This is a genomic window from Okeania sp. SIO2F4, assembly GCF_010672385.1.
In the GTDB taxonomy this organism is placed as follows: Bacteria; Cyanobacteriota; Cyanobacteriia; order Cyanobacteriales; family Microcoleaceae; genus Trichodesmium.
The window spans coordinates 1-4,594 of sequence record NZ_JAAHGT010000799.1; the positions used below are offsets into that span (position 1 = coordinate 1).

Genomic DNA, 4,594 nt, shown 5'->3' on the forward strand with positions numbered 1-4,594 from the left:
TAGCAATTTTAGCAGCCAAATTAGATAAAACTGTTTGGTTTTGTTTAGCTATTCTTTGGGTTTTAGGTTGTAAAGATGCTTTATCTTTACCTGTCGCTGCTATGGGTTTTTGGTTATACTTTTATGAAAAAAAGCGAGTATGTGGTGCAATAGCTTTATTTACTGGTGTGTCTTGGTTTATTATTGCTACTCAGATATTAATACCTTATTTTAAGGACGGTCTACCACCAGGAGGAGTCGGACGTTATCGATATTTAGGAAACTCCATACCAGAAATTTTATTGAATCTTTTTTTAAGACCTGAACTGGTATTTGGTAAATTAATTTCTGTCAAAACTTTAGAATATTTATTTTTGCTAAATCTGCCGATAATTTGGTGGCTTGCTCCTAAATATTTAACTCCTTTGGTAGCTGCTTCTCCTGTTTTAGCGATGAATATTCTCTCGAAAATTGATGCTCAACGAGATTTAATTCATCAGTATTCTTTGCCAATATTACCTTTTTTATTAATGGCTGTAATTTATACGATCGCTGATGGTAAATGTGGTTTATGGTATTGGCTCTGGAATTTACGTCGCCCCCAAGAAGATAAGGATAAAAATCTATCTACAATTGTTAGTAACCGCTTACCAAAATTTATAATCATTTGGTCTTGCATCGGATTTTTAGCTTTGGCTAAATATGGTTATTTTTGGTCGATTTATTTAGATTATTTAGATACTTGGCAAGCAGCACGAACGGCAGTTAGTTTAGTTCAGACAAAAGGTGGCGTTTTAACTACTTCGGAAATTACTCCTCATTTAAGTCACCGTCAGTTTATTAAGTTAATTGTTGAAGAAGAGGAGTTACCTAGAGATGAAGCCTTAGCTGAGTATGATTATGTATTAGTAAATGTACGTCATCCCGGTTGGAAAAGTAGTCAGGAATATTCGCGTAAATTAGTCGATAAACTCAAGGTTAATTCAGAATTTCAGCTTAGTTACCAACAGGATGATATTTATTTGTTCAAACAAGGGAGTAGGGAATAGGGAGTAGGGAGTAGGGAGTAGGGAGTAGGGAGTAGGGAGTAGGGAGTAGGTAGGGACGTTCCATGGAACGTCCCTACGGAGTATGAAAATTTCTTCTCCCCACCCGGACCACACTCTGCTTTTTTTCAGTCAGTGTGGAATTATACCAAATCCGGATAATTAATATTAAATGAGATGTAAATCTAGATTGAGGTTTCTTCTAGAAAAAAAGTGCTGTCTTGATTACTTCATATCCTGATGTTTACTACTATTTAATGCTGTTTTTCCTTCTTTACTATTCCCTATTCCCTATTCCCTATTCCCTTTTTTTTATGACTCGGTTTCCAGATCCCAAATAAAAACGCTATATGATATTACTTATGCTCTGGATGAGTTAATTCTGTTGTATTTTCTCCCATTTTATTTATCTGACTAATCATTTGATATAATCTACCAGTATCCTTTTGGTTAAAGTGCATAATTAAACGTGGTAAATGGGAAGTTTCATCCTCCGACTCTTCTGGTAAAACTTGACTTTTTTCAATCTTTCCTACAGTCAAAATATCCCTAAATTCTTGATTCAAAAAATCCACATCTTTTTGTAAAAGTTCTGAATTGAGACGAATGACAAACTTCTCTCCTACATAACGACTAGAATGATATACTCTATAAAAATTAGCGATCGCTTGATAAGCTGATTCTAAGTTATCAGTAATAGTATAAAAATTAGGATCTTCTGGACTAATTAAACCTCGTCGCAGCAATTGTTTATGAATAAAATCATTCCAGTCATGCCAATAATTTCCACCAGGATAATCTATTAATACCAGAGGAGCAGGACCATATTTACCTGTTTGTGTTAATGTTAAACTTTCAAATGCCTCATCTAGAGTACCAAAACCACCAGGAAATAAAGCTATAGCATCAGTTTCTTTCAGGAAAAATAATTTGCGAGTAAAAAAGTATTTAAAATTAATTAATTTATTGTCACCTTCTATGAATGGATTAGACTCTTGCTCAAAAGGTAACTGAATATTGAGACCAAAAGATTTGTTGCTTCCTGCTCCTTCATTGCCAGCTTGCATTATCCCACCACCCGCACCTGTCATTACCATAAAACCTTGTTTGGTAATGTTATTAGCAAACTTTACTGCCATTTTATATTCTGGGGTATCTGGGGATGTCCGCGCAGAACCAAATATGGTAATTTTACGAATATGACGATAGGGATAAAAAGTTTTAAACCCCTTTTCCATATCTTGTAAAGAGGCAGCTAATATTTTCCAGTCCAGGCGGTCAAGTTCCTCTCCTGCCATATTAACTATAGTGGAGAGCGATCGCCCGATCCATTTTTGCTGCTTCAGAGTGGGCAAATTCTTGAGTAATTTGCTCACTTCCGCCTCAATAAATTCAATTGTGGATTTGTCAAAATCTGAGGCCATAGATTGTTTCTATATCCTAGACAACTTTATTTACTTATAACAGATATCAGGTATCAGTTATCAGTTGTCAGGAGTAATCTCTGAGTAAGTTGCACTACTCAATAATAGGCGTTGCTGAAACCTTGGGATGAATCTTTGCACAAAAGGTAAATTCCATCTTTTACTTCCTCTTTCTCTAAGGCTATAATTCCAGGAGGCAAAAGACCCAAAACTCCCCACACGGACCACACGGACCACACTAATTCCCATGCGCAAATATGCAACGCCCAATAATAAAATTTGTAGTAGCGTGTCTAGATTAAAATTGTGGGTATTTGAGCGAGCAACGAGGGAAGACATCTCCCCCAACCCTTCTCCTGCTCTTGAGAGGGGAGAGTTTCCCCCCTTCCCTCCTCCCCCCTTTCACTCGTGGGGTAAGTAGGAGGTAAGCATTCAGCCGTCAGCTATCAGCTATCAGCTATCAGCTATGACTTATTAACTGATAATTACATTGAAGGAGGAATTAGTCTCTAAGGAGAATTAAAACTTATGAATAAATTTGTAACATGACCGTTAACCGAAGTCAAGTCCTGTATGTTTAAAAGCTGAAGGCTGAATGCTAATAGCTGAATGCTTACAGTAGGAGGGTGAAATTTTTCTGTATTATTTATTTCTGGGATAGTTTTTCTGAAAAATTTTCTAGTAGTCCAAATACTTAGAAGAGAATATACAGCGGTTTTCCTGCACGGTAGACCACAGTCGGGGCGATTTCCTGCGGAATGCTGCTGCCATGCGCGAATCGCCCCTACAGGGTTTTGGGTATGACGATGTGGTTTATCCATCTGAAAAGCGCTGTAAAGAGCTACTAATTATAGGTATTAGACAAATTATTTGGAGTACCTTTATAGGGGTTGGCATTAATTAATTATCGCTTTCATTTTTGCTACTTATTAAGTATAGTTATGTACTGCTAATTTAGGAATAATTATACGAATAGGAACACAATAAATATTACTGTATTCCTATTTCTATGATGATACTTGATTGAGTAATTATCAGAGCAAATAATTATTAGATATTAGTTAACTGACTTATGATTTGTTCTTCGCTAATAACAATATTTTCTAGGGTAGCCAAAAGTTGATCGTCCAAGAATATTTGAGTATTGTTGTCAACGTTTTCAACAGTTAACTGTTGTGGGTCTAAAACTAACCCATCATCTAAAACTAGGAAATCTTCACTAATATTGAAGTCAGCAATTAAGTCTAACCCCCGATCCAGGTTTAGCACGAAGCGATCGCTACCACTACCACCAATTAATGTATCGTTTCCTTCCCCTCCATCTAGCAGATCGTCACCATCATCACCAAAGAGAAGATCATCATCAGCATTACCAAATATGCTGTCATTACCTTCATCTCCACAGATAGTGTCATTGCCTTCATCTCCAAAGAGAACATCGTCTCCAGCTCCACCATATAGGTTGTCATCACCTTTACCACCTCGTGCCGTATCATTACCAGTACCACTAATAATAGTATCTTCAGCATGGTTACCACTGAGGAAGTCATCTCCTGCACCACCATCAATTAAATCTTGACCTGATAAATCAACCTCAATTAGAGTCGTGTTACCACCAAAAATTGTGTCATTTCCTTGCTGTCCTAAGAGAGTATCGTTGCCTTCTTCTCCTAACATTGAATCATTATCCTTACCTCCATACATGAAGTCATCATCGTCACCTCCATACATAATATCGTTACCACGACTAGCTGCTAGGATATCATTACCCAAACCTCCATAAACTGAATCTGCTCCAATACCTGCTTCTGAAGAATTCGATACGGGATCGGCAACAATAAAATCATCGCCATTTTCGCCCATAAGCATATCGTCACCTTCTCCTCCGAACATAGTATCGCTTTCTTTTCCACCACGAATGGTATCAGAACCTAGATCGCCTTTCAGTAAGTCATTACCACGGTTGCCATTAATTGAGTCGTTACCACTACCGCCGACAATGGTATCACTACCAAATAAGTCTTTATCAGTACCCCCTGTAGTACCACCCCAAAGAATATCATCACCATTTTCACCTAAGATAATATCATTGCCTATATCACCCCAGATTTGATCGTCTCCTTTACCTCCACGAATACTATCATC

General features: G+C 37.3%; 4 protein-coding genes. 1 reads left to right on the forward strand and 3 read right to left on the reverse strand.

Features of this window, described 5'->3' with window-relative positions; translation table 11 throughout:
* The coding region (locus tag F6K22_RS32890; protein ID WP_293108008.1) for a DUF2079 domain-containing protein at positions 1–1,028 on the forward strand (1,028 nt) is incomplete at its 5' end.
* Positions 1,029–1,381: 353 nt separating this feature from the next.
* Here F6K22_RS32890 and F6K22_RS32895 read toward each other — a convergent pair.
* The 3 genes from F6K22_RS32895 to F6K22_RS32905 all read right to left on the reverse strand — a co-directional run.
* Positions 1,382–2,449 carry an LOG family protein gene (locus F6K22_RS32895; RefSeq protein WP_293108010.1) on the reverse strand — a complete coding sequence of 356 codons (1,068 nt, stop codon included), beginning with the start codon at positions 2,447–2,449 and terminating at the stop codon, positions 1,382–1,384.
* Between the two features lie 60 nt (positions 2,450–2,509).
* Positions 2,510–2,788 (reverse strand): hypothetical protein, encoded by a 279-nt coding sequence (locus F6K22_RS32900; protein ID WP_293108013.1) that lies wholly within the window; start codon positions 2,786–2,788, stop codon positions 2,510–2,512.
* Between the two features lie 711 nt (positions 2,789–3,499).
* Positions 3,500–4,594 (reverse strand): calcium-binding protein (locus F6K22_RS32905; RefSeq protein WP_293108016.1); only part of this gene is annotated, 1,095 nt, incomplete at its 5' end.

Excerpts from the sequence above, each read along its gene's own strand:
- F6K22_RS32895 (WP_293108010.1), bottom strand. The coding sequence starts at position 2,449 with ATGGCCTCAGATTTTGACAAATCCACAATTGAATTTATTGAGGCGGAA.
- F6K22_RS32900 (WP_293108013.1), bottom strand. The coding sequence starts at position 2,788 with ATGTCTTCCCTCGTTGCTCGCTCAAATACCCACAATTTTAATCTAGAC.